Raw genomic sequence first — 24,488 nt, forward strand, 5'->3', positions numbered from 1 at the left:
ATATACTTATTCGTGAAGTTCGAATAGGTAAATTCGAGTGAGCAGTATTGCTCACTCTTTTTATTACGGAGGAAAACAATCTTTGTCTAAAGTTACAGATCTTGTTCGTTTAGAAATAGAACCAATTATTGCAAGCCGCAATGATGAGTTTGTTGATATCGAATATGTAAAAGAAAAAGGTCAGAATTATTTAAGAATTTATGTTGATAAGGAGCCAAATGGAATCGACATTGATGAAATTGCCGATTTAAGTGAATTAGTTTCTGAAAAGCTAGATACTCTTGATCCTGATCCGTTACCAGATCCATACGTTTTAGAACTTTCATCTCCTGGTGCTGAGCGACCAATTAAGACAGTTAAGGATTGGGAAAAGGCTCAAAATGATTATGTTCATGTTGGTCTTTACCAAAAAATCGAAGGCAAAAAAATGTATGAAGGAACTCTTAAATCATATAATGATGATGAAGTAGTTCTTGAAGTTAAGATTAAAACTCGGAAAAAGACAATTACTATTCCTCGTAAGCTGATTGCAAATATTCGCTTTGCAATCGAATTTTAGAAAGGCGAATCAAACTATGTCTAAAGAAATGCTGGAAGCGTTTTCTACCTTAGAAAAAACTAAGGGAATTGATCAAGAAACTATCGTTGATGCAATCAAAGCTGCTTTAGTAGCTGCTTATAAAAAGAATTATAATCAGGCTCAAAATGTTGAAGTTGACTTTGATCCACGTACTGGTAATTTCAAGGTGATGGCAGTCAAGACTGTTGTTGATGAAGTTCAAGATGATCGCCTTGAAGTTAGCTTAAAGGAAGCTTTGGCAATTAATGGTGCTTATGAAGTAGGAGATGAAATCCGCTTTGAAGTAACACCAAAGAATTTTGGTCGTATTGCAGCCCAAACTGCTAAGCAAGTTATTATGCAGCGTTTGCGTGAAGCTGAAAGAAGTCATATTATTGATGAATATTCTCAATATGAAGATGAGTTAATCACTGGTACAGTTGAACGTCGCGATAATCGTTTTGTATATGTTAAAATTGGTAATGTTGAAGCTGTTATGCCTCAACATGATCAAATGCCAAATGAGGTTTACAATCCACAAGATAAAATTCGTGTGCTTGTAACCCATGTAGGTTCAGATTCAAAGGGCGCTCAAATTACTGTATCAAGAACTGCTCCTGATATGGTTAAGCGTTTATTTGAACAAGAAGTTCCAGAAATTTATGATGGAACTGTTGAAATTGTGTCAATTGCGCGTGAAGCGGGCGATAGAACTAAGATTGCTGTTAAGAGTAGTGATCCTAATATCGATGCAGTTGGAACTTGTGTTGGTCAACGTGGTGCTCGTGTACAAAACGTAGTAAACGAGCTAGGTGGAGAAAATATTGATATTGTTCAATATGAAGATGATCCATCAGATTATATTGCCAATGCTTTGAACCCTGCAGAAGTAATTGCAGTTCAATTTAGTGGTGATGAAGATGATAAAAGCGCATTAGTTATTGTTCCAGATTATCAATTGTCATTAGCAATTGGTAAGAAGGGACAAAATGTGCGCTTAGCAGCTCGTCTTACTGGTTATAAAATTGATATTCGACCAGAATCAGAAGTTGAATTTGTAGATGAAGCAACTAAAAATTCAGAAAATACTGAAACTAATTCAGATTCCAAAGATTCAACTGCAGACGATGCCGAATCGAATTCATCAGAAGAATTGGCACAAGATAATGTAGAAATGAAAAATAATAAAGAATAAGGATTGGTGATCTTTTTGAAAAAAAGAAAAATTCCAATGCGCAAAGACCTGCTTACAAATACAATGCAACCTAAAAAGGAATTAGTTCGGGTTGTCATTGATAAAGAAAAGAATATTTCTGTTGATCCAACAGGGAAAAAGCCGGGTCGTGGTGCATATGTATCCCTTGATCCTGCCAAGATTGAAGCAGCTAAGGAAAAGCGTGCTTTAGAAAAAAGTTTAGGAACAGCAGTTCCTGAAAGTTTTTATGAAGAACTCTATTCTTATGTTGATCATCAAAAGGCTAGAAAAGAATTATTTGGTGATAAATAAGATTGCAGAATAAACAAAAAGCAATAAATTTACTTGGTTTAGCTGAACGTGCTCGCAAACTTATTACAGGAACTGAGACCGTTATTGGCTCAATCAAAAAAAGTAAAGTTGTAGCAGTAATTTTAGCTAATGATGTTCAAAAAAATACAGCTGAAAAAGTTATTCGAGCAGCAAATGCTAAAAATATTCCTATAGTTAGGGCTTTTAGTTATGAAGAACTTTCTGATGCTATAGGTAAAAAACGTAAAGTAATAGCTTTAACTGATGCTGGTTTTTATAAAGCATTAGCTAAAAAGATTAATGAAGGAGTGTGATTAGATGACTAAAAAACGAATTTATGAAGTCGCAAAAGAATTAGGCATCGATAATAAAGTTGTGGTTGATAAAGCGAAGGACCTCGGCTTTGATGTAAAGAATCATATGTCATCAATAGAGGATTCCCAAGCGAATCAATTAAAAGGCAGTTTTCAGAACTCCGCTCCCGCTAAGAAGCAAGAGAAGTCTTCTAATAAGAACAGCAAAATAAAAGTTTCAGTTTCTTCGATTCGTAAAAATGAAAAGAAGACTGAAAATAATAATAATTCTAATCATCAAAATAATAGAAGACGTAATAATCGCCGCAGTCAAAATCACGATAATGGTCAAACAAATAACCATAAAAATCGCAATTCTAAACCGGCAGCTCGCGATTTACTTAAGCAGTTTAAACAGAAGCAACGTGCTGAAGAAAGTTCATTAAATGAACAAGCACAGAAAATGAAAAAAGAATATCACGAACAATTGAAAAATCCAAATAAAGACACTCAACCCAAGAAAAATAATAAGACGAATGCAGCTAAGGTAACTCCTAAGGCTGAGAAGACAAAAAAGGTTATTGGACCTAAGATTTTAAAGCCATCACCTGCTAGACTTAAGCAAAATCAAGGTGATAATAAACCAGCTTCAAATAGAAATAACAATTCTAATAGAGGTTCAAATAGAAATTCTAGAAATAATACTCGTCCTAACACCAGTATTCCTAAAGTTGAATTAACCACTGAAGCTCCTAAAGATAATAAGCGCGGCAATGGTCATGGTAGAAATACTGGTAAGCCAGGACGCAAGGGTAAGAATCAATTCTTTAATAACCATAGTGATCATTCAGATCGCCAAGAACGTCGCAGACGTAAGAATAAGAAGCGTCAACATGAACAAGCTCCAAAGAAGCAACCTACTCAAAGAAAAGAACGCCCATTACCAGAAACATTAATGTATGATGAAGGTATGAATGCTCAAGACTTAGGTAAGTTACTTCACCGTGAACCAGCTGAAATTGTTAAAAAGCTCTTCATGCTTGGTATTATGACTAATCAAAATCAATCTCTTGATAAGGATACTATTGAACTTCTAGCAGCTGAATATGGTATTAATGCTGAAGAAAAAGTTCATGAAGATATTTCAGATATTGATAAGCTTTACAATGATAGAATGGAAGCGTCAAAAGCATCTACAAATCAAGTTAAGCGTCCACCAGTAGTTACAATCATGGGACACGTTGACCATGGTAAGACTACTTTGCTTGATCGTTTGCGTCATACCCATGTGTCAGCTCATGAAGCTGGAGGTATTACTCAAAAGATTGGTGCTTATCAAGTTCGTCTTGACGACCGTTTGATTACATTCCTTGATACGCCAGGACACGCTGCCTTTTCTAACATGCGTGCGCGTGGGGCAGAAATTACTGATATTGTTGTTTTGGTTGTTGCAGCTGATGATGGTGTTATGCCACAGACTGTAGAAGCAATTGACCATGCTAAAAGTGCTGGTGTTCCAATTATTGTTGCAATTAACAAGATGGATAAGCCAGGTGCAAATCCACAACACGTAACTGAAGAATTAATGAAATATAACTTAATTCCAGAAGATTACGGTGGTGACACTATCTTCGTTAATATTTCAGCCAAAACTGGTAAAAATGTTGATGACTTACTTCAAATGATTTTACTTCAATCAGATGTGATGGAACTTAAGGCAAATCCTACTGAAATGGCTATTGGTACTGTAATTGAAGCTCGTTTATCTCGTGGACGTGGACCTGTTGCCGACGTATTGATTCAACAAGGTACTTTGAATGTTGGTGATCCAATTGTAGTTGGTGACACTTTTGGTCGTGTACGTACTATGACTAATGATCGTGGTCGTCAAGTTAAGAAAGCAACTCCATCAGAACCTGTTGAAATTACTGGATTAAATGATGTTCCTGAATCTGCTGACAAATTAGTAGAATTTAAGGATGAAAAGACTGCAAGAAGTGTTGGTGAAGCTAGAGCACAACAAGCTTTGCAAAAGTCTCGTGAAAACGTTCAACATATTACTTTGGATAACCTCTTCGATACTATGAAGAAGGAAAACATGAAGGAAGTTGAAATCGTTCTTAAGGCTGATGTTCAAGGTTCAGTTGAAGCTTTGCAACAATCACTTGAAAAGATTGATGTTGAAGGCGTACGTGTAAATATTATTCACTCAGGTGTAGGTGCAATTAATGAAAGTGATGTTACTTTAGCTGGTGCATCTAATGGTTTCATTATTGGATTTAACGTAAGACCAACTGCTACTGCTAAGTCTCAAGCTGATAGTGAAGGTGTAGATATTCGTCTTTACAGTATTATTTACAAGGCTATTGATGACGTAACAGCAGCTATGAAGGGTATGCTCGAACCAACTTACGAAGAAAAAGTTACAGGTAACTTAACTGTTCGTGAAACTTGGAAAGTTTCTAAGGTTGGTACCATTGCAGGTGCATTCGTTGATTCAGGTTATGTAACTCGTGATTCTGGTATCCGTGTAATTCGTGATGGTGTAGTAGTTTATGATGGTAAAGTTGCATCTCTTAAGAGATTCAAGGATGATGTTAAGGAAGTCAAAGCTGGATTTGATTGTGGTTTAACTATTGAAAACTTCAACGATATTAAGCTTGACGATCAACTTGAAGCTTATGAAATGCAAGAAGTTAAACCTGAATAGGTTTAGATAATTAGGAGGAAAACATGAAACATAGAATTGGTCGTGTTGAAGGAGAAATCCTCCGCGAATTAACAAAGATCTTACGAAAAGATATTCGCGATCCTCGTTTAAGTGATGTTACTATCACTGCAGTTGAATGTACTAATGATTTATCATATGCAACTGTTTACTATAGTTTATTAAGTGAAGATCCTGAAAAGGAAAAAGAAGTAAGTGAAGCATTAGATAAAGCTAAAGGTGTAATGCGTCATTTACTTGGTCAAGTTTTGACAGTATATAAAGTGCCAGAACTTATTTTTAAGCGAGATAACTCAGTTAAATATGGTAGTAAAATTGATCGTTTAATTGCGGAAGTTAGAAAACAGGACGCTGAAAGAAACGATAAATAAAAAAAGACGCTGAGAAGCGTCTTTTTTCATAAGGAGAAATAATATGCTTAATGGAATTTTAGTAATTGATAAGGATAGTGGAATGACTAGTGCAGATGTTGTTTACCATCTTAGAAAAGCTCTCCATATCAGAAAAATCGGTCATGCTGGAACTTTAGATCCAGAAGTTACAGGAGTATTACCAATTGCGATTGGACAAGCTACTAAGTTGATAGAAATGATGCATACTCGTCCTAAAGCATATATTGGATCTGGACTCTTTGGTTATAGAACTGATAGTTATGACACTGAAGGGAAAGTTTTAGAAGAGAAAAAATTAACAGAAGCTTTTTCTGCTTCAGAAATTCAAGATAAGATGCATTCCTTTAAAGGAACCATTACACAAGTTCCACCAATTTACTCTGCAGTCAAAGTTAATGGTAAGCATTTATATGAATACGCGCGGGAAGGAATTGAAGTAGAGCGACCTAAGCGTGAAGTAGAAGTCTATAAGTATGATTTAACTAGAAAGCCTGAATTTGATTCTGAAAAGGGTGAAGAAAGTTTTAGTTTTCAAATCGAATGTTCAAAAGGAACGTATGTCAGAAGTTTAGTTAATGATTTAGGTGAAAAAATGAATACGCCAGCTGTAATGACTCATTTAAGAAGAGTAGCTAGTTCTGGGTTTGACATTAGTCAAGCAGTTAAACTTGATGAGATAATTAAGAATCCAGAAAAAGCAGCTGAATTAATTCAACCAATCGATGCCTTTTTTAAAGATTATGAGACTATTGATTTAAATGAAGGAAAATGGTTAAAAGTAAAAAATGGAGCACTTATCTCTTTGAAAACGGATGCAAAAAGTGTAGCATTAAGATACAATGGTAGAGTTAAGGCAATTTATCAAAAAACTGCTAAGGGGTATCGACCAAAGTTAATGCTCCTACAAAATGAATAAGTGAAACGAAGGAAATTATTGTGCAAGTCATCCATTTAACTTATCCAGTTAAAAAAGATATTATTCCAAGTAAAATAGTGTTAGTTTTAGGTTTCTTTGATGGAGTTCATCTTGGACATCAACATTTGATTAATGAAGCTAAAAAAGTCGCAAAAATTCAAAATCTTCCTGTAGTAGTAATGACTTTTGATCATCATCCAAGAGAAGTTTATGCCAAGAAGCATAATTTTGAATATATTGACACAATTGCAGAAAAAGCTCATAAAATGGAAAAATTGGGAGTAGATTATTTAATTGTAGCTCCATTTACGAAAGAATTTAGTGAAATTTCAGGACAACAGTTTGTGGATGAAGTTATTATGAAGTTAAATGCTAAAATTGTTGTAGCTGGATTTGACTATACTTATGGACCTAAGGATATTTCTAATATGTCAAATTTGCCAATTTTTGCTAAGGGGAGGTTTGATATTTTGAAGGTGCCTAAACAAACATTTGGTGGAAAGAAAATTGGTTCAACTGAAATTCGAAAAGCTATTAAAAATGGTGAAATGGAATTAGCTTATGAGTTGCTGGGGCACCACTATATAATGAGTGGTACAATTGGTCATGGTAAGAGAAATGGTCATAAGCTAGGCTTTCCAACTGCTAATTTAGTTTGGGAAGATAAAAAAGTTATTCCTAAAATCGGCGTATATGCTACTAAAACTAAGATTGATGATAAATGGTATAACTCAATGACAAGTGTGGGATATAATATAACAATTAATCAAGAAAAGAAAATTTATATTGAATCCCACTTGTTTGATTTTGATAAAGAAGCTTATGGCGAGAAGATGACTATTAAGTGGTATCATTATACTCGTGGAGAAATCAAGTTTGATAGTTTAGATGAATTACAAACGCAGCTAGAACTTGATGAGCAAGAAATAAAGGAATATTTTAAACAAATAAAAAATTAATTTGCAAAATGTAGTATATGTGTTATACTGCATATAATATTATTTTACGTTTAAGAAAGAAGGGTCGCCATTGCGTTCATTAATTTTCTAATAAGTGTAAGTTGAAATTCGTTGATTAACGGAGATTTTGTGCGCTTTTTAGAAAATTGTGGATCTTTGGTGCCCTTCTTTTTGTGTATTTAAATTTCCACTGTTATGTACAAATCTCCTTGCTTATTGAGGTGATTATTGTGAGTATTATAAAAATTACTAACTTATCATATGGTTATGAAAACAGTAATAGTGAAATTTTTTCTAATTTAAATCTAAACTTAGATAGTAGCTGGAAATTAGGATTAGTTGGAAGAAATGGAGCTGGTAAAACTACTTTTTTAAACTTATTAAGAGGAAAGTTAGGAACTAATAAACAAATTGAAACTAAAAATAGTTTTTCATATTTTCCAATTAAAATAGAAGATGAAAATAATTTAGCTATTTATGAACTACAAAAAGAAATAAATGTAGAACAATGGAAATTTGAACGAGAAATGAATTTATTAGGTCTTGATTCTAGTCATTTGTGGCAGCCATATAATACGTTGAGTGGAGGAGAAAAGACAAAGTTATTGTTAGCAGCGAGTTTTGCAGATCAAAATAGTTTTCCACTGATTGATGAACCAACTAATCATTTGGATGAGAATAGTCGCAAGGAAATTGCGCAATATTTAAAAAATAGTAAATCTGGATATATAGTTGTTAGCCATGATCGAGATTTTTTAAACCAAGTTACAAATCATATTTTGGCAATCGAAAATACTGAAATTCACTTATATCAGGGTGATTATTATAGTTATGAAGATACGAAAGAAAAAAGGGATGCCTTTAATCAAAATAAAAATGCTAAATTGCAAAAAGAAATTAATTCGTTAACTAAAAGTGCACAACGAGTTAAGCAATTTTCTGAAAAATCTGAAAAACAAAAGTCTGCTGCTAGTCATAAAAATGAAATTCATGTAAATATTGACCGTGGATTTGTTAGTCATAAAGCTGCTAAAGTAATGAAAAAATCTAAAAATATTGAAAGGCGTGTTAATAAAAATATTGATTCAAAAGTGGGACTTTTGCAAAATATTGAGCATGCACCAGAATTAATAATGAATTTTGTTCCCGATTATCATCATGAGTTAATCAATTTACAAAAATTTGGTATCAAGTTTGATGATGGAACTAATCTATTTGATAATTTAAACTTAAGTATTTCAAATAAAGAAATACTTGCACTTCAAGGAAAAAATGGATCAGGAAAAACAACTTTAGTAAATTATTTATTAGGTAAAAATCAGCAAATTAAAACAAGTGGAAAAGCCATAATTCAATCGGGCTTAAAAATATCTTATTTACCACAAAATTTTAATGAATATCATGGTAATTTGAAGGATTTTGCACAAGAACAAAAAATTTCATACGAAAAATTATTAAATAATTTGCGAAAGATGGGGTTTAAAAGAGAGACTTTTAATAATCCAATTGAAGATATGAGTATGGGGCAACAAAAGCGAGTTGCAATTGCAAAATCTCTTGTAGAAGAAGCAAATCTTTATATTTGGGATGAACCTGCAAATTATCTTGATATTTATAATCAAAATCAATTAATTGATTTACTTAAAACTGTTAAACCTACAATGCTTTTAATTGAGCATGATAAACACTTTATTGAGCAAGTAGCTGATGAACAGATAAATTTATAGGTTAATTTTTGCAACTTATGTTACTTAAAGAACCGTTTGTGTTAAAAGGTAATACAAAAAATCCTCTTCTTAGTATTCTATTTATGAATCGAAAGGAGAGGATTTTTATGTTGATTGAAGTTCAAAATTTGACTAAAAAGTATGGTGAGAAGTTTGCATTAAGTAATGTGAACTTAAAAATCAATGAGGGGCAACTTCTTGCATATCTTGGAACTAACGGAGCTGGTAAATCAACAACTATCAATATTTTGACAGGGATGCTTGCTCCAACTGCTGGAATAATTAAAATGAAGAAAAATTTGAAAATAGGAGTAGTATTTCAAGATAGTGTTTTAGATGAAAGCTTGACAGTTAAAGATAACTTATTTTTACGCGCAAAAATGTATTCCGAATATTCTAAAGATTGGTTAAATAAATTGATTGAACTGATTGGAATTAAAAACTTTTTAAATCAGAAATATGGTATGCTTTCAGGAGGTCAAAGACGACGAGTAGATATTGCTCGAGCATTGATAAACAAACCAGATGTATTATTTTTAGATGAGCCTACGACTGGGTTAGATTTGCAAACTAGACAAGTTATTTGGAATTTACTTGAGAAATTACGTAAGGATGAACATCTAGCCATTTTCTTAACAACGCACTATTTAGAAGAAGCGGAAAACGCAGATCAAATGTATATTTTAGAAAATGGAAAAATCTTAGCTTCGGGTTCAGCTACTGAAATTAAAGAAAAATATACTTCTACTGAGTTAAGAGTAACGAGTCAAAATGATGTAAATGTGTTGAAAGGACTGTCTGATAAAGAGGCATTTGATTGGCTAACTCAGCATAAAAAACAGGTTGAAGAGTTTGAATATCAGCATGGCTCAATTGATGATGCATTTATAAATATTACTGGTAAGGAGATCAAATAAAATGTTTGCATTTATTAAACGAAATATTAAAATATATTTTTCTAATATTTCAGGCGTGATAATGTCATGTCTTGGAGCATTAATTGCATTTTTTATTTATATTGGTTTTCTTCAGGAAAATTTAGTTTCTTCTTGGAAAAATGTAGCCGATGCAACTAAATTACTTGATTTGTGGATGATGGCAGGAATTATTACTATTGGAGGTATTACTACTTCATTTCAAGCACTAGGACAATTGGTTAAAGATAAAGAAAGTCAAAAATTTGATGATTTTACGTTAACGGATATTCCAATAATGAAGCAATATTTAAGTTATCTTTTGTCTGCGAGTTTTATTAGCTTTTTTATGCAATTTTTTACTTGGATAATAATGGGAATATATTTTAAAATAGTTAATCAAGTTAATATTCCTAAATCAGTAATTTTACCAGGAATTGGATTTATTATATTAGGAGCAGTAGCTTCAACTTTTGTAAATTTGGTTTTAGTTCTATTTATTCATTCTTCAACTACTTTTAGTCGGTTGTCAGCAATCTTAGGTGCTGCAGCAGGATTTATGATTGCAACTTATATGCCTTATGGCACTTTAAATAAGTGGGCACAGAATATGGTAAAATTAATACCAAGTAGTTATGAAGCAGCCAGTCTGCGTAGCTTATTTTTGAATAAACTAAGTGAAAAGTTACCGGTAGGGATGCGTCAATCAATGATTGAATATTTAGGTATTCATTTTAGGATTGAAAATCATCAATTAACTAATTTAGATAATGCAATTGTAATGATAGTTATGATTTTGATTTTAGTTATTATTTTAAGTAGCATAATTTATTTAAGTCAAAGAAGGAAGACGAATAGTGAAAGTCGATTTTCTAGAAGATAGAAGTTTAAGAGAAAAGGAAATAGTAGTAGAAGTTAAGGCTTGCCTTGAAAATGAAGAGGTTGACAGCCTTATTTCTTTTATTCAAAAATTTAAACAAAAAAGTAAAAAATTGTTACCAGTTAAATCTGAAGATAGAATCGTTACTATAAAAATAAAAAATATTATTAAAATTGAGGTACAGGGTACAGAATTAACATATTATTTGCCCGAAGAAACTATTAAAACTAAGGGAAGATTGTATCAGGTATTTAATAAATTGAATATGGATTTTGTTCAAATTTCTAGACATGCAATAGTTAATATTAATTACTTAGAGAGTTTAGAAGCCGGATTTGCAGGAAATATGGTTGCAAAGCTAGATTATGGTTATAAAACAGAAGTTTCAAGACGATATTTGAGAGATTTGGAAAAGAAGTTGGGATTATAAATGAAGGTATTGCAAAGAAGTATTAGAAATTTTGTTACAGGGATGGGTTTTGGAGCAATCATTTATTTATTGATTCTCGGTTTTGCATATAACAACGTTAATATTTCTGTTTCTAAGTGTAGTGTATTAAGTGTTTTGATAATTAGTGGCTTAATTGGAGAGCTAACATGGCTTTTTAAGTTAGATATACCATTTTTATTAGCTATGGTTATTCATGCTGTTGCTACTGTTAGTTTATATATTTTGATGATGATAATTAACCATTGGTACATAAATATGATTACAATAATGATATTCGTTTTATCTTATATTGTTATTTGGGTAATTGAAGAAATTATTAGAATTAGAGAAGTAAATCATATTAACATCCAAATTAAGAAAAGAAGAAAAAATACTAAAATCTGAAATAAGTTAGCACTCGTCTTGACTTAATGAAGATAGGAAAATATAAAAACAAGGTTTAGCTAAAATCCTTATAGTATCAATATTTTGGCATTGGTGGCTATTACAAGTTAATTCTAGTTTTAGGTAAAAAGGTAACAAAAAAGGTAGCAAAATTTTTAGGGTGTGTATTGTGTTAATCAAAAGTTTTTAATGCAATAAGTTGTGATATAATAAATAAGAATTCTTGATTTTACTATTCATGGCTTAGCGCCTATATTCATACAATAAAAATAAGACGGATTAACCATATTTTGGTTAGTTCGTCTTTTTTAGTAAGTCTGGCATTCTTTGAGGGTGTCAGACTTATTTTTTTACTTGTATACGTGCAGATCTAGAATCTTATCAACTGGCACGCCTAGCTTCATTTGTTCAAGTAGGAATATATCAGCAAAATTTATTAGTGCTTTCTTATGTATTTCATTTGTTTGTGATAGTCCATAGCCTAACTTATTGCCAACTTGCCAAATAAGATAGTGTTTCATATAGCGTAAAGTCATAAGAGTTTTATACGGCTTTCGTGGGCGTTCTACCAAGTTCTCTATTGCAGATTTTACGCAATCTATAATATTTTTTGCTTGCATTGCCTTAATATATAAGTCTGATACTTTATCAGTATTTAAAGAGCTATTAACCTTGGTATTATCATAATTTACGCCTTTGAGGTCGGTGGAATATTTACTTAGTGTCTCATATTTTTCATAGTCATATTTAAAGAATTCTTTTACCTTGTTAACTGTTTTTCTAACGTCCACTTTATCCAATTTGTACCGCTCCTTATGCTTAATTGTATGTTTATTGTATATATTATCTTAGCATATCTAAAAAGGGCAGACAGGGCTATTTATTGCTTTTCTGCCACAACTGGCAGAAGTAAAAACAAAAAAGTTTAGAACAATCTGTTTTGCTACTGTTATAAACAGGGGTCACTTAAATGTGAACCCTAGTAAAGTGGGTTTTACTATCCTGTTAACTCTTACTGGTGCAACATTTCCTAAAAATGGCTTAGCATTTCCAAAAATTATGAAATGAGTGTTCAAGCCTATTAGCTCCATGCGTGTGGGTGTGACACAAAATTGATGGGGTAACGATTCGTGACGCCACTATTAGCTCCATGCGTGTGGGTGTGACTTCTCACATATCATTACTATTTGGATTTTAATGCTATTAGCTCCATGCGTGTGGGTGTGACTATAGAAAAAAGAAGGTGCATCAATGACTGATACTATTAGCTCCATGCGTGTGGGTGTGACACTATAAAAGTTCAAATTAAGGCAACAAAAAAAGAGTGCCGTGTTAACCACGTACACTCCCATTAGCTAATGCGGGTAATCAGCCCGACTTTTTGTGTGCCAAACATGATAGCACTTCTAATTCTCTAAAAAGATTATAGCATAAATTGAGTTAAATGGTAAAATATTTAAGGTGCTAATAGCACAATCCAAGGCGCTTAATGGTGCTTGAAAGGAGGTGTGCCAACATGAAAGCTATTTTTCTAGTTCTCTCTATTAGCATTCTAGTTGACTCAATCACTCAACTAGTCCGTGAAATTAAGCGCCGTTAATGGCTTGCTTGATTTCTCAACTGGGACAGTTCCAATTGTGGGGCTGTCTTTTTTGTTTTCACGTCTTTAATTTTTAACAGTCCATGTGTGCAATATGAGCAGACGGCAGGAGCTTCTTTTTATCAATAAATCAATGTGCAAACTAGGCTTAATGCTATGAGGGAGTAATATTTTAGGCTTGCTGATTTTTGGAGGTGGCAAAAGTTGAATATATAACTTGCTGGCACCGATTTTTAACATGCTAGAAGAAGTTTTGGCTGAGTTTTTAACATTTTAACTACTCCATAAGTTAACAATTGTATTTGTAAATATTTGAGTTCATCTAATCCTATTCGGTGCTTGTTAGTGTCATGAAAAATACGGGCTTTTATTAAATGAATCAGCAATAATAAAAGTGGTGTGTTCCATGTGTAACAAGGAGTTGGAGGGCATATATTTGATTTAGCTACTTAATTATATACAAGTATAAATATTAGAACGTGATTTACAAAATAAATGCAAAATAATAGCCCTGCTCTAAATTGAGTGGGCTTACTGTTTATTTTTCTGATGGAGTTATATTTTTTCTACTGGGAGGGAGGCACAAATTAACTAAGTCCCTGAAACAGTGAATCAGCTTTATATATTCCTGTGGGAGGGAGGCACATTTATAGCATTATCCTTTTTAAGGTTGTTTTTTGCCGTATAAGCGTTTTTATTCTTGCTTAGTGTAATTATACTACTTTGATAATTAAAGCTGTAATACTTACCAAAATATTATAAATAGGCAATACTTTAATAAGTATCTTGCTATCATGATTCAATACAACATAAGTAACTAATAATTACGATATAAGCATTTTATTATCAATCTAGTGTAATTATACTCAAATGACATTTAAAACGATTCTAGCACCCTTAATTTAATTTCTAGGCTATGAATAATCAATCAATACAATATCCAAACTGGGACAGTTCCAATTATAGGGCTGTCTTTTCTAGTACATGGCATAACTGACATTTAAGCCCTGTGCGTGTTTTGATTGCTGAAAGGGTAAATATACCTAGTGAGTCAAAACGATTCTCTTTATTGATTTATAAAGGCTGTCAGCAATGAATTGAGTTACTTCAAGTATTGCCATTAGTGGCATGAGCTTAGTTTGCTACTGTGTTGATTTTTCAAGGTGTATCAGGCTTCTTTTTCGCCGAATATTGCAATTATCAGCAATGGAGTAGGTGGCTTCAAGCGTTGCCATTAGTAGCATTGGTATTAGTTTGCTACTTGCTTAATATTTAACGGTCTTGATCTAGTTAGAGCAATAGAAAAGCCTGCAAGGCATTTTTTACCCTGCAGACTTATTTATATTTTTGTTTAGTAAATCATCATAAACACCGTTTTTTGTATCTGTCAGCACTTCAACAATATCAAGCTTCTTTTTATCTGCTACAATTTTCTTGATAATCTTTTCAAAGTCATAAAGCGAGTAGTGAGCTTCTAAGACTGATTTTAATAACTCTAATGTTTCATCTTCCTGTAATTTAGCATTGTTTTCATCAATTACAGTAGCCTCTTTAACGTTTCCGCTTATTATTCTAGATAAATACATTTTCTGTGTAACGAAATTAAGTTGGTCATTTGAATCATAAACAGGAAACTTGCTTTCATGTTTCTTAGTAGCAATAGAGGCACTGGTATTAGTTTTATGCTTTTCTCCTGAACCACTATTCGCAGTGCTGTTTAAGTTCTGCTCTTTTTGTGGTTTAGAAGTGTCTATTTGGTTTACTTCATCAATTAACTTGCTCCATACTTGGACGCTTTCAGTTAGTGGGCTATTTTGTGTATTCGTATTATCCTCGCTTTCTCCTGAACCACTATTCGCAGAACTGTTTGAGTTATGCACTTGGTGTGGTTTAGAATATAATTCATTGAGTTCATTAATATCAGAAAATGAATATGCTGCTTCTGGTGGTATATCTTCTAAACTTGGTAAAAACTCTATTTTTTGTGGTTCAGTTAGTGGGGTAGGTTTTTCAGTTAAATTAGAGGTACATGGAGTAACGCCTTTTGCGCGTTGCTCTTTTTTCTTATATCCATTTTTTAATAATTTATTATTAGTTTGTTCTATGTGCTGACTTTTTAACATGCTAGTGGCTGGTTTTTTAACATGCGTTGGAGCGATTTTTAACATGCTAGAAGAAATTTTGGCTGGGTTTTTAACATGCTCTTTTTGGCTAGAAGAAGTTTTGGCTGAGTTTTTAACATGCTCTTTGTAAAGCATGTCTTTTAATTCTTGCTCGGATTTCATTTCTAAGAGAATACCTTTACCATTCGCTTTACTTGTTTTGTACTCCTTAAAGTAGCCGTGTTCACTTAAATCTTTTAAGTAAGTGCTTATAGTTTGTCTACTAAATGGAGTAAGCTCCATTAGCTCCGTTGTAGTAGTTTCAATGCTTAGAGCGTTTATAGAGGCTAAATCGTCGTACTTATCTTCATATATCTTTTCTTGCTTCTTTTGGATTGCAAACAAGGCACCAAAAAGAATTATAGAACCTTTTTTTAGTCTAAAATCAGCGCGGACAAATGAGGGTATAAGTAAATATTTACCTGCAAACTTACCGTCTTTTGTCTTGTCTCGCAAAATTAGGGGAGTAGGTACGATTTTACGTTCTCTTTTGTTGTAGCTTACTTGTGTTGTTATGCAGGTTATAAGTCCTAAATTTACAAGTTCAGGTATTAAGTGCCTTATATATGATTCACTTTTATTAAATCGCTGTGCAAGTTTAGAATTAGTAATTTTAACTTCATCATAGTTTTCATAAAGCCCTGATATTTCGCCACATAACAATACTAAAATAGGTCTTTTAGTTACTCGGAAGATTTTGCAAGGAATAATTAAAATGTATTCTGAATCTTCTGGCATAATTAAGCACCTCATTTTTCAAAAATAAAAGCACGTTGGGTAGTTACGCCACCCCTTACGTGCCTTTCTTAATCTTATTTACTTGTTTTCTTTTTCCCGTGCTACTTGATCTAGTAGCTTTTGAGCTTCATAAACGGTACTCGCTTCGTCTAGAATGCTACCGAGTAGAAATTCAAGCTTGTTGGTTGTATCTCTGCTGTATTGCTTAATATCTTCTGCAACTAGGTGCATAATGTCACTGATTGCTTCTAGATGATTTATTACTATCTCTAAGTCGTCACGTTTGCTTAATAAATCCAAGATTGTTACTTCTTTACTCATTGCCTGCACCTCCGTTTTCTCTTTCATAATCACGGTCAAACCATTCTTGCTCGTTTGCTAGTTCAAGGGCAATTTCTGCAACCTCACGCCAAATATGAGCCGAGCCGTACTCTTTACCATCTATAACAGTAAAGCCGTCATTTTCGGCGGTTTCTATAAGTTGCTTCAATTCTTCAATGTTGTTAGTCATCTTTTTATCATTTTCTTCAAATTCTTTTGAAAACATGTTTTATTCCTCCTTAAAAAATTAAAATCTTTGATTACCACAATGCAAGCCCTGCGCTAATGTGATATACTTAAAACGAAAAATGATTTTTTAAGCGTTTTATTTTATCGTTCATGTCGCTTAATAATTTCACTTTTCGTTTTTTTGTTTGTGGCTCCAATTATTCCATTATCGGAATTGTTGGGGCTTTTTTGTTTTGCCCCTTGGAGCGTTCATGGTCTTTTAGCCATTCGGTAACTGTTTTCTTGCCGTACAACTTGCGCCCATCGGATAAGGTAGCAACAGGCATACCCATGTTAGCCCAGTGGGTTATAGTGTCAGGACTTACACCCATGTATTTAGCCATTTGTTGACGGTTCAAGTATGGGCGCTCGTCTTTTGCGTTCTTAACAGCACTATTGACGGCATTAATTACTAATTCTTGAATCTTTGCTGTTGATTCTTGATCTAACATCAATTGCATTATTACTTTCTCCTTTACTGTGATAAACAAACTTAAATTCTAGTTGCTCGGTGTTTTGACCTGCAAGAACTGGTATATCATCTTTGAAAAAATCATCGCCCATTATAGCTAACGCTGTACGTTTAGCATTCAACTTCTGGGAGGTGGTTTTTAATCTGCCCTCGATTGTATGAATATCAGATTCAAACTCATCAATACTTGAATATTTGTAATATCCGCTCTTTGAGTCGTTGCCGTTACTTTGAGAACTTGCAACAGGTAGCCCTAACATAACTAATCTATTAATTATGTCGATGATAGCCCTAGTTGAAAGATGGGTAACATTTGCTAAATATTCAAGTGATACGGCATTCATATTGCCACGAGGTAAGAAACTATATACCAGCTTTTCACTTGGTGTTAACTCCTGCACCTTGTCTTTTAGTCTAATTGTCAATAATTGACCTCCTAGCCCTTAACTGTTTGCTGATTGTCTTGCACAACTTCTGCTAGTTCTGCCTTGTCGTCCGCTGTGTACTGGTCAATGAGCCAGTTATTTAGCTTTTTAACAGTGGTAGAAGTGAAATTGTCATCACTATGGTTAATAACACGGGTCATAGTGTAACGACTTACCCCAACTTGTTTAGCTAGGTTAGCAATGTTTAAATTTAACTCGCCACGTTTACGCTTGATTGCAAGCACGTGCTTTTGGTTTAATTGCATGTTTTGACCTCCTTTTATTCATATCACATTTTGAAGTATAACACACAAAAAATAGCATTACAACGTTTTGTGATGTCATTTTGCTAGTTGATGGTGTAATATAAAATGTGTAAGTTGATTAAGTAAAGGCTAAGGGAATGACGAAAAATAGAATAAAAAAAATAAGATTAAAGAATAAAATAGATCAGCAAGAATTAGCGAACGCACTAAGTTTAACGCAACAAGCAATAAGTCAGTACGAAAACGGCAAACGTGAACCTAAACTAGAAACGTGGCAGAAACTCGCTGACTATTTCGGTGTAACTGTGCCTTATTTACAAGGTTTTGAGCCAGATTTTAGTGAGGTTACCGATGATACCAAAAATACTTTATTTGATTTGTTAGATAAATTTTGTTTAGAGGCTTCCGAAAATTGGGATAAAGATTCTAATGAAGGGACAAGTGACGAGTACAAGAGTGTAGTACTGTATGAATGGTTAGAAGAATTTTTGGTGCGGTCTAAAAGTAAGGAGAAATTAAAGAATAAAAATAATCAATCAATTTTTAAAAAATACTTTTCTTTTTTGCTTAACGATAAGCGATTAGTAAGGCTATTAAATCAATTGAAATATACCCCCTCTGACCAAGAACAAGAGGCGATAATAAAGGAAATTAAATCTTTCATAATACCGTTGATAGATACCGAAATGTTGGCTAGTTTAAAAACTGATATTGGTATATATTACAGGGATAAATATATGGATAGACTTAAACAGATTAATACCTTTTACAATAATGCTTTACTTCTAGCTATGAATGAAGATGATGCGGAAGATTTTTTCGACTCATATATAGAAGACCTTGAAAATAACAAAAAGCATTTTTTACAAGATATAAAAGATGGAAAAGTTAAGGAATTTATTGAAAATAATAAAAATGCTTCTAACTCACCCACCGAATAGCGCCACATAAGCTTTTTTATGAGCGTACAAGGTTGTACGGTTGTTAATCGTTATCACTGGGGGTTATAGCCAACGAGGTAACCTTTTAGATACCTCGTTAATAGTTGCTTATATTTCGTTATCGTTGGGGGCGATAACCAACAGGGTAACTTTTAGGTGACCTAGTTACTTGCTATGTGATTGCTGACATTCGGCAAAAGTAACGAATAGTTACGTTAAGTGTTGCTTATTCTCGGTCAATCAGATTAACCTTGTTTATTTTTAGGTCCCTCGAAAGGACCTCAAAGCGCAAAAGTGCTCTTTGATACTGTCACGATCCAAAATTGGATTCTTATATATTTATAGTAGTGTTATATAGCCCAGTCCAAAAATGGACTCGTTGAATATTTTGAGGTCACTCAGAAGTGACCTCAACCAGCGCAAAAATACGCTCGTTAATTCTTTACCTGATGAGATGGGATAACAAATAGTTACTTCATGTTAAATCAGTAGCAAACAGACAACGCAGATTTGCGTTTACCTGCAAAATGTAGCAATATCAAGCGAAAAACGTACAAAACAGCGTTAACGCTAAAAAGTACAACGCAAAAGTACTCTCTATTCCAAACTAAATAACATCCCTACCAAAAAGGGATGCAATTATTCATTAAAAACCTTTGATTAGCACAATGCACGCCCTGCAAGTATGAAAGAGGTTTAAACATGAATAGTAAAATCAAAGAATATAAGACAGGTAAAGGTAAGATAGGCTATAAGTTTTCTATTTATACAGGTAAAGACCCACTCACTGGGAACTCTAAGCAAGAGAGAAAACGTTTTGACACCTACGAAGAGGCAGAAAAGGCTTATAACAAGATTGTTCAGGAACTCAAAGACGGCACATATAACAAGGAGCAAGAAAAGAGTTACAAGTTCAAAGATTTATATGAAATGTGGCTAGTTTCTTATAAAGAAAATGTCAGGGAGTCCACCTATTTCAATGTTAAAAAGTATTTCAAGAATCATATTTTAAAGGATTTAGGCAACATCTATATTAAGAAGCTAACACCTGTATACTGTCAGAAGATTGTTAACAAGTGGTATAAAGAATGTGGGTATGCTACTTTTGAGGCTTTATATATGTATTCGGCTAAGGTTCTAGACTATGGCTTAAAGCTTGATCTAGTTGAAAAGAATGCAATGAAAAGAGCAGAAAAGCCACGTAAAAGAAAAACACATAAGGAGCATAAAATTTATACGCCAAGTGAATTAAATACATTCTTGGAAACAGCAAAAAGCAAACATTTTAAATGGTTTATGTTTTTCAGGCTCTTAGCCTTTTCAGGTATGAGAATAGGCGAGGGCTTAGCTCTTAACTGGTCGGATATTGATTTCAATGAGAATACTGTGACTATTTCTAAAACTTTATCAAGTGGAGAAAAAGACCGCCCCAAGATTGACGACCCAAAGACTTATAACGGTTTTAGAGTTATCGCACTTGATAGCTTAACAATGAAATATCTAAGCGAATGGAGAAAGAGACAGCAACACGATCTATATTTAATGGGACTTAATCCAATGAATAATAAACAGCTTCTTTTCCCTAATCGTGATAATCGATTGTTAAGACGTAATAATATTTATGTTTGGAACAAGTCAATTGCTGAAAAGGCAGGTATTAAGCGTATCAATGTACACGGATTTAGGCATACTCATGCTTCTATCTTGTATGAGAATGGGGCAACAGCTAAACAAATTCAAATGAAGTTAGGGCATGGCTCCATTGATACGACATTAGATATTTATACTCACTTATCAGATAAGAAATCAAAGGCAACGGCAGATATTTTTGCCAATACTATGAAAGGTGTTTAACACTTAATAAATACACTTTATTTACTGATGAGTAGCAATAAAAGGTAGCAAAATTCTAGACTGGTGCTGATGAAGCTAGTTATATCAAGGGTTTCAGGTTATATTAGCACTCCTCTTGACAATCTGCTAATTTTTGGTATTATAGTATTTGTTAGCACAAAAGAGTTAAGAGTGCTAAAAGTGAGGGCGATATTTATGTTGACCGAACGTCAAGAACTTATTTTAAAAACAATCATGAAGGACTTTACTCAGACTCATGAGCCTGTAGGTTCAAAGACAGTGATGATGCAATTGCCTATCAAGTACTCAAGTGCAACGATTCGTAATGAGATGGCAGTTCTAGAAGAGCAGGGATTAATTGAAAAGACCCACTCTTCAAGCGGACGAGTTCCATCAAGTGAAGGATATCGCTATTATCTTGATAACTTGGTTGAGCCATTGCAATTACCGGATTCAGTCTATGATAAAATTGTCTATCAGTTAGACAGACCATTTCATCAAGTGAATGAAATTGTTCAAGAAGCTGCTAAAATTTTATCAGATTTGACTAACTATACAGCTTTTGCGGAAGGTCCTGAAACGCATAGTGTTACTGTAACTGGATTTAGAATTGTACCTTTATCCAATCGACAGGTAATGGCAATTCTTGTTACTAGTGACGGTAATGTTCAGAATCAGGTCTATACTCTTCCTCATAATATTCATGGGGATGAAGTTGAAAAAGCAGTTCGAATGATTAATGATAAGCTGGTGGGAAAAAATCTAAAAGAAATTACACCAAGTTTGCTAAAAACGTTGTCTACAAGTGATCTTGCAGGTGAGCATTCAAGTGAGCTTTTAGAACTTGTAGAAGATGTAATTAAAGATGCTGCCAGTGAACAAATGTATGTTGACGGGCAAATTAATTTGCTCAACAATGCAACAGATAATGTTAAAAATATTCGTTCATTGTATGAATTAGTTGGTCATAATGATTTGATTTCAGACTTAATGAATTTAAGTAAGAGTAATGAGGAGGATAACTTTCCTGTTCAAGTAAGGCTTGGATCAGAACTTCCGAATGAATTACTTAAAGATTATAGTCTGCTTACTGCTGAATATAGTGTAGGTAGTCATGGTAAAGGAACAATTGCATTATTAGGTCCGACGAATATGCCATATTCGCAAATGATTGGATTATTAGAGTATTTTAGAAACGAGCTAGCCAAGAAATTGCTCGATTATTATGGTAAATTTCAATAAAAAGGAGGCCAGCCGTGAGTAAAGAAGAATTTCCAACTGAAAAAGAATTAAATAAAGAAAAAACTGTTGATACTTCTGAAACTGATAAAGCCAAAAAAGAGGTAAATGAAAAAGCAGAAGAAAAGCAGGATAACAGCAAGAAACTAGAAAAAGAACTTGCCGAATTAAAGCAAAAAAATAAAGAACTTGAAGATAAGTATTTAAGAAGTGAAGCTGAAATTCAGAATATGCAAAATCGCTATTCAAAAGAACGTGCTCAACTTATTAAGTATGAATCACAATCTTTGGCAAAAGATGTTTTGCCAGCTATGGATAACTTGGAACGTGCTTTAAGTGTTGAAGCTGATGATGAAGCTTCTAAGCAATTGAAGAAAGGTGTTCAAATGACACTTGATTCACTTGTTAAGGCCATGAAAGATCATGATATTGTTGAAATTGAAGCTGAAAATGTTAAGTTTGATCCAGCAGTTCATCAAGCTGTTCAAACAGTTGAAGCTGAAAATGATGATCAAAAAGATCATGTTGTTCAAGTTTTACAAAAAGGCTATCAATATAAGGATAGAACACTCAGACCAGCAATGGTTGTTGTAGCTCAATAGGAGAGGTAAATATATATGTCAAAAGTTATTGGTATTGACTTAGGTACTACTAACTCAGCAGTTGCAGTACTCGAAGGTAAAGAACCTAAAATTATTACAAATCCAGAGGGTAATCGTACTACTCCATCTGTAGTTTCATTTAAAGATGGTGAAGTTCAAGTAGGTGACGTTGCAAAGCGTCAAGCCATTACTAACCCTAATACTATTGTTTCTATTAAGAGTCACATGGGTGAAGATGGTTACAAAGTTAAGGTAGGAGATAAGGATTACACTCCTCAAGAAATTTCTGCATTTATTTTACAATACATTAAGAAATTTGCGGAAGATTACTTAGGTGAAGAAGTTACTGATGCAGTTATTACTGTTCCTGCTTACTTCAACGATGCTCAGCGTCAAGCAACTAAAGATGCTGGTAAGATTGCTGGACTTAATGTTCAAAGAATTATTAACGAACCAACTGCTAGTGCTTTAGCTTATGGCCTTGATAAAGATGAAAATGATGAAAAAGTACTTGTATATGACCTTGGTGGTGGTACTTTTGATGTTTCTATCTTGCAATTAGGTGACGGTGTCTTCCAAGTATTGTCAACTAATGGTGACACTCACCTTGGTGGTGATGATTTTGATAAGCGCATTATGGATTGGCTTATTGAAAACTTTAAGAATGAAAATGGTGTTGACTTATCTAAGGATAAGATGGCACTTCAACGTTTAAAGGATGCTGCTGAAAAGGCTAAGAAAGATTTATCTGGAGTTTCATCAACCCACATTTCTCTTCCATTTATTTCAGCTGGTGAAGCAGGTCCATTGCACCTTGAAGCAGATCTTACTCGTGCTAAGTTTGATGAATTAACTGACGATTTAGTTCAAAAGACTAAGGTTGCATTTGACAATGCTTTGAAGGATGCTGATTTAACTGTAAATGACATCGATAAGGTTATCTTAAATGGTGGTTCAACTCGTATTCCTGCAGTTCAAAAGGCTGTTAAGGAATGGGCTGGTAAGGAACCTGACCACTCAATTAACCCTGATGAAGCTGTTGCTTTAGGTGCAGCAATTCAAGGTGGTGTTATTTCAGGTGATGTTAAGGACATCGTTTTGCTTGATGTTACTCCATTATCACTTGGTATTGAAACTATGGGTGGTGTCTTCACTAAGTTAATTGATAGAAACACTACTATCCCAACTTCAAAGAGTCAAATTTTCTCAACTGCTGCAGATAACCAACCAGCAGTAGATGTTCACGTACTTCAAGGTGAACGTCCAATGGCAGCTGATGACAAGACTTTAGGTCGTTTTGAATTGACAGATATTCCACCAGCACCACGTGGTGTTCCACAAATCCAAGTTACTTTCGACATTGATAAGAATGGTATCGTAAATGTATCTGCTAAGGACATGGGTACTGGTAAGGAACAAAAGATTACTATCAAGAGTTCTTCTGGTTTGTCAGATGAAGAAATCAAAAAGATGCAAAAAGATGCTGAAGAACACGCTGAAGAAGATAAGAAGCGTAAAGAAGAAGTTGACCTCAGAAACGAAGTTGATCAATTGATCTTCACTACTGAAAAGACTTTGAAGGAAACTAAGGATAAGGTTCCAGAAGAAGATACTAAGAAGGTACAAGAAGCTTTAGATGACCTTAAGAAGGCACAAAAAGATAATGACTTAGATGCTATGAAGGAAAAGAAGGATGCATTATCTAAAGCTGCTCAAGATTTAGCTGTTAAGCTTTATCAACAAAATGGTGGCGCACAAGGTGCAGCTGGTCAAGCTGGACCTCAAGGCCCTCAAGATGGTGGTCAAAATAATGGTGGCGCTCAAGATGGAGAATTCCATAAGGTAGACCCAGACAAGTAATGGGTTTATAATTTAAATAACCTGTAAAGAAAAGAACTGCTTATGGGTAGTTCTTTTCTTTTAAATAGCG

The 24,488-nt window shown here is 33.7% G+C and carries 25 protein-coding genes; 18 read left to right on the plus strand and 7 right to left on the minus strand.

The window, feature by feature from the left end:
• Positions 1-82: 82 nt before the first annotated feature.
• From rimP to ACTHPI_RS06345, 13 genes are all read left to right on the plus strand, one after another.
• Positions 83-559: a ribosome maturation factor RimP gene (rimP, locus tag ACTHPI_RS06285; RefSeq protein ID WP_445353314.1), complete on the plus strand. Its 477-nt coding sequence runs from the start codon at positions 83-85 to the stop codon at positions 557-559.
• Positions 560-575: 16 nt separating this feature from the next.
• Positions 576-1,754 (plus strand): transcription termination factor NusA, encoded by a 1,179-nt coding sequence (gene nusA, locus ACTHPI_RS06290; protein WP_445353315.1) that lies wholly within the window; start codon positions 576-578, stop codon positions 1,752-1,754.
• A gap of 15 nt (positions 1,755-1,769) precedes the next feature.
• Positions 1,770-2,066, plus strand: coding sequence for an RNase P modulator RnpM (gene rnpM, locus ACTHPI_RS06295; protein ID WP_445353316.1), 297 nt, complete (start codon positions 1,770-1,772; stop codon positions 2,064-2,066).
• A gap of 2 nt (positions 2,067-2,068) precedes the next feature.
• Positions 2,069-2,380, plus strand: coding sequence for a L7Ae/L30e/S12e/Gadd45 family ribosomal protein (locus tag ACTHPI_RS06300; RefSeq protein WP_445353317.1), 312 nt, complete (start codon positions 2,069-2,071; stop codon positions 2,378-2,380).
• Between the two features lie 4 nt (positions 2,381-2,384).
• The gene (infB, locus tag ACTHPI_RS06305; protein WP_445353318.1) at positions 2,385-5,069 is read left to right on the plus strand and encodes a translation initiation factor IF-2; all 2,685 of its coding nucleotides are present in this window, start codon (positions 2,385-2,387) and stop codon (positions 5,067-5,069) included.
• Between the two features lie 23 nt (positions 5,070-5,092).
• Positions 5,093-5,458 (plus strand): ribosome-binding factor A, encoded by a 366-nt coding sequence (locus ACTHPI_RS06310; RefSeq protein WP_445353319.1) that lies wholly within the window; start codon positions 5,093-5,095, stop codon positions 5,456-5,458.
• 43 nt (positions 5,459-5,501) lie between these two features.
• On the plus strand, positions 5,502-6,395 hold the full coding sequence (truB, locus tag ACTHPI_RS06315) for a tRNA pseudouridine(55) synthase TruB (RefSeq protein ID WP_445353320.1): 894 nt from the start codon (positions 5,502-5,504) through the stop codon (positions 6,393-6,395).
• A 20-nt stretch (positions 6,396-6,415) separates the two neighbouring features.
• Positions 6,416-7,354 (plus strand): riboflavin biosynthesis protein RibF, encoded by a 939-nt coding sequence (ribF, locus tag ACTHPI_RS06320; protein ID WP_445353321.1) that lies wholly within the window; start codon positions 6,416-6,418, stop codon positions 7,352-7,354.
• Between the two features lie 230 nt (positions 7,355-7,584).
• Positions 7,585-9,081, plus strand: a complete 1,497-nt coding sequence (gene abc-f / locus ACTHPI_RS06325) for a ribosomal protection-like ABC-F family protein (protein WP_445353322.1) — start codon at positions 7,585-7,587, stop codon at positions 9,079-9,081.
• A 107-nt stretch (positions 9,082-9,188) separates the two neighbouring features.
• Complete coding sequence (locus tag ACTHPI_RS06330; RefSeq protein ID WP_445353323.1) at positions 9,189-9,998, plus strand: ABC transporter ATP-binding protein; 810 nt, start codon at positions 9,189-9,191, stop codon at positions 9,996-9,998.
• Between the two features lies 1 nt (position 9,999).
• Entirely contained in the window at positions 10,000-10,878 is an 879-nt protein-coding gene (locus ACTHPI_RS06335) for an ABC transporter permease (RefSeq protein WP_445353324.1), read from the plus strand.
• Positions 10,853-11,305, plus strand: coding sequence for a LytTR family DNA-binding domain-containing protein (locus tag ACTHPI_RS06340; protein WP_445353325.1), 453 nt, complete (start codon positions 10,853-10,855; stop codon positions 11,303-11,305). The genes ACTHPI_RS06335 and ACTHPI_RS06340 overlap by 26 nt, the downstream gene beginning before the upstream one ends.
• Complete coding sequence (locus ACTHPI_RS06345) at positions 11,306-11,710, plus strand: DUF3021 family protein (protein ID WP_445353326.1); 405 nt, start codon at positions 11,306-11,308, stop codon at positions 11,708-11,710.
• A 350-nt stretch (positions 11,711-12,060) separates the two neighbouring features.
• On the opposite strand, the gene ACTHPI_RS06350 is transcribed toward ACTHPI_RS06345, so the two are convergent.
• The 7 genes from ACTHPI_RS06350 to ACTHPI_RS06380 form a co-directional block, all read right to left on the minus strand.
• Positions 12,061-12,510 (minus strand): ArpU family phage packaging/lysis transcriptional regulator, encoded by a 450-nt coding sequence (locus ACTHPI_RS06350; RefSeq protein WP_445353327.1) that lies wholly within the window; start codon positions 12,508-12,510, stop codon positions 12,061-12,063.
• A gap of 2,122 nt (positions 12,511-14,632) precedes the next feature.
• Positions 14,633-16,210 carry a hypothetical protein gene (locus ACTHPI_RS06355; RefSeq protein WP_445353328.1) on the minus strand — a complete coding sequence of 526 codons (1,578 nt, stop codon included), beginning with the start codon at positions 16,208-16,210 and terminating at the stop codon, positions 14,633-14,635.
• A 78-nt stretch (positions 16,211-16,288) separates the two neighbouring features.
• Positions 16,289-16,531 carry a hypothetical protein gene (locus ACTHPI_RS06360; protein WP_445353329.1) on the minus strand — a complete coding sequence of 81 codons (243 nt, stop codon included), beginning with the start codon at positions 16,529-16,531 and terminating at the stop codon, positions 16,289-16,291.
• Positions 16,524-16,757: a hypothetical protein gene (locus ACTHPI_RS06365; protein WP_445353330.1), complete on the minus strand. Its 234-nt coding sequence runs from the start codon at positions 16,755-16,757 to the stop codon at positions 16,524-16,526. Before ACTHPI_RS06365 ends, ACTHPI_RS06360 begins: the two co-directional genes overlap by 8 nt.
• Positions 16,758-16,917: 160 nt before the next feature.
• Positions 16,918-17,220 carry a DNA-binding protein gene (locus ACTHPI_RS06370; RefSeq protein ID WP_445353331.1) on the minus strand — a complete coding sequence of 101 codons (303 nt, stop codon included), beginning with the start codon at positions 17,218-17,220 and terminating at the stop codon, positions 16,918-16,920.
• Positions 17,165-17,656 carry a hypothetical protein gene (locus ACTHPI_RS06375; RefSeq protein WP_445353332.1) on the minus strand — a complete coding sequence of 164 codons (492 nt, stop codon included), beginning with the start codon at positions 17,654-17,656 and terminating at the stop codon, positions 17,165-17,167. The genes ACTHPI_RS06370 and ACTHPI_RS06375 overlap by 56 nt, the downstream gene beginning before the upstream one ends.
• Positions 17,657-17,667: 11 nt before the next feature.
• A complete protein-coding gene (locus ACTHPI_RS06380; protein WP_445353333.1) occupies positions 17,668-17,922 on the minus strand; it encodes an XRE family transcriptional regulator in 255 nt (84 codons plus the stop codon).
• Between the two features lie 137 nt (positions 17,923-18,059).
• Between ACTHPI_RS06380 and ACTHPI_RS06385 the strand changes: the two genes are divergently transcribed.
• From ACTHPI_RS06385 to dnaK, 5 genes are all read left to right on the plus strand, one after another.
• The gene (locus ACTHPI_RS06385; protein ID WP_445353334.1) at positions 18,060-18,863 is read left to right on the plus strand and encodes a helix-turn-helix domain-containing protein; all 804 of its coding nucleotides are present in this window, start codon (positions 18,060-18,062) and stop codon (positions 18,861-18,863) included.
• 702 nt (positions 18,864-19,565) lie between these two features.
• Positions 19,566-20,717 carry a tyrosine-type recombinase/integrase gene (locus ACTHPI_RS06390; protein ID WP_445353335.1) on the plus strand — a complete coding sequence of 384 codons (1,152 nt, stop codon included), beginning with the start codon at positions 19,566-19,568 and terminating at the stop codon, positions 20,715-20,717.
• A gap of 195 nt (positions 20,718-20,912) precedes the next feature.
• Positions 20,913-21,959, plus strand: coding sequence for a heat-inducible transcriptional repressor HrcA (gene hrcA / locus ACTHPI_RS06395; RefSeq protein ID WP_445353336.1), 1,047 nt, complete (start codon positions 20,913-20,915; stop codon positions 21,957-21,959).
• A 14-nt stretch (positions 21,960-21,973) separates the two neighbouring features.
• On the plus strand, positions 21,974-22,558 hold the full coding sequence (gene grpE / locus ACTHPI_RS06400) for a nucleotide exchange factor GrpE (protein ID WP_445353337.1): 585 nt from the start codon (positions 21,974-21,976) through the stop codon (positions 22,556-22,558).
• A 15-nt stretch (positions 22,559-22,573) separates the two neighbouring features.
• Positions 22,574-24,418 carry a molecular chaperone DnaK gene (gene dnaK / locus ACTHPI_RS06405; RefSeq protein ID WP_445353338.1) on the plus strand — a complete coding sequence of 615 codons (1,845 nt, stop codon included), beginning with the start codon at positions 22,574-22,576 and terminating at the stop codon, positions 24,416-24,418.
• The last annotated feature ends 70 nt before the right edge of the window (positions 24,419-24,488 follow it).

The organism is Lactobacillus sp. PSON, from assembly GCF_052615405.1.

What these genes read in the sequence shown, in the direction of transcription:
- nusA (WP_445353315.1), top strand. Translation starts at nt 576, where the DNA reads ATGTCTAAAGAAATGCTGGAAGCGTTTTCTACCTTAGAAAAAACTAAG.
- infB (WP_445353318.1), top strand. Translation starts at nt 2,385, where the DNA reads ATGACTAAAAAACGAATTTATGAAGTCGCAAAAGAATTAGGCATCGAT.
- ACTHPI_RS06310 (WP_445353319.1), top strand. Translation starts at nt 5,093, where the DNA reads ATGAAACATAGAATTGGTCGTGTTGAAGGAGAAATCCTCCGCGAATTA.
- truB (WP_445353320.1), top strand. Translation starts at nt 5,502, where the DNA reads ATGCTTAATGGAATTTTAGTAATTGATAAGGATAGTGGAATGACTAGT.
- ACTHPI_RS06330 (WP_445353323.1), top strand. Translation starts at nt 9,189, where the DNA reads ATGTTGATTGAAGTTCAAAATTTGACTAAAAAGTATGGTGAGAAGTTT.
- ACTHPI_RS06335 (WP_445353324.1), top strand. Translation starts at nt 10,000, where the DNA reads ATGTTTGCATTTATTAAACGAAATATTAAAATATATTTTTCTAATATT.
- ACTHPI_RS06345 (WP_445353326.1), top strand. Translation starts at nt 11,306, where the DNA reads ATGAAGGTATTGCAAAGAAGTATTAGAAATTTTGTTACAGGGATGGGT.
- ACTHPI_RS06355 (WP_445353328.1), bottom strand. Translation starts at nt 16,210, where the DNA reads ATGCCAGAAGATTCAGAATACATTTTAATTATTCCTTGCAAAATCTTC.
- ACTHPI_RS06360 (WP_445353329.1), bottom strand. Translation starts at nt 16,531, where the DNA reads ATGAGTAAAGAAGTAACAATCTTGGATTTATTAAGCAAACGTGACGAC.
- ACTHPI_RS06365 (WP_445353330.1), bottom strand. Translation starts at nt 16,757, where the DNA reads ATGTTTTCAAAAGAATTTGAAGAAAATGATAAAAAGATGACTAACAAC.
- ACTHPI_RS06370 (WP_445353331.1), bottom strand. Translation starts at nt 17,220, where the DNA reads ATGCAATTGATGTTAGATCAAGAATCAACAGCAAAGATTCAAGAATTA.
- ACTHPI_RS06380 (WP_445353333.1), bottom strand. Translation starts at nt 17,922, where the DNA reads ATGCAATTAAACCAAAAGCACGTGCTTGCAATCAAGCGTAAACGTGGC.
- ACTHPI_RS06385 (WP_445353334.1), top strand. Translation starts at nt 18,060, where the DNA reads ATGACGAAAAATAGAATAAAAAAAATAAGATTAAAGAATAAAATAGAT.
- ACTHPI_RS06390 (WP_445353335.1), top strand. Translation starts at nt 19,566, where the DNA reads ATGAATAGTAAAATCAAAGAATATAAGACAGGTAAAGGTAAGATAGGC.
- hrcA (WP_445353336.1), top strand. Translation starts at nt 20,913, where the DNA reads ATGTTGACCGAACGTCAAGAACTTATTTTAAAAACAATCATGAAGGAC.
- dnaK (WP_445353338.1), top strand. Translation starts at nt 22,574, where the DNA reads ATGTCAAAAGTTATTGGTATTGACTTAGGTACTACTAACTCAGCAGTT.